The organism is Mesorhizobium kowhaii, assembly GCF_042431665.1.
GTDB lineage: Bacteria > Pseudomonadota > Alphaproteobacteria > Rhizobiales > Rhizobiaceae > Mesorhizobium > Mesorhizobium kowhaii.
This window is the reverse complement of the sequence record NZ_JBHLYT010000147.1, coordinates 1-642: the sequence shown is the minus strand read 5'-3', so window position 1 is coordinate 642 and position 642 is coordinate 1. Positions and strand designations below refer to the sequence as shown.

At 57.2% G+C, this 642-nt stretch carries 1 protein-coding gene; it reads left to right on the top strand.

The features are described from left to right. Positions 1-128 precede the first annotated feature (128 nt). The coding region (locus ACFFNA_RS36385) for an IS110 family transposase (RefSeq protein WP_378924810.1) at positions 129-642 on the top strand (514 nt) is incomplete at its 3' end.

Below are 642 nucleotides of genomic sequence, written 5' to 3'. Positions count from 1 at the left end.
TTTGCGACAGATGGGGTATTCGGCTTGAGCCCATTCCTGGAGACTGGGTGCAGAGGCGCTGCGCTTCGAGCTGATGATAGAACGTGGTCTGTTGGAACAGCCACAAGCATCAGGGAAGGAAGCGCAGCATGAAACATTATGCCGGATTGGACGTCTCTGTGAAAGAGACGTCGATATGCATTGTGGACGAAACGGGTGCTATCTGCCGCGAGATCAAAGTCCCCAGCCACCCAGAAGACCTCGTCCAAGCCTTGAAGAATCCCGCGTGGCAAATCGTTCGGATCGGGCTTGAGGCCGGACCGTTGTCGCAATGGCTGTTCAGCGGATTGGCAGAGGCGGGATTGCCGGCGATCTGTATCGAAACCCGGCATGCGAAAGCATTCCTAAAAGCTCAGGTGAACAAGACCGACCGCAACGATGCCCGCGGCATCGCGCAGATGATGCGGGTCAATCTGTTCCGGCCCGTGCATGTCAAGACACTGATGAGCCAGCGCCGCCGCGCCCTGTTGACCGCCCGCAAGCTGCTGCAGGAAAAGGCGATTGCCATCGAGAATGACATTCGGGGGCTGTTGCGCAACTTCGGACTCAAGGTCGGTATCGTTGGAACGGTCAGGTTTGATGATCGCATCCGCGAGCTTATTG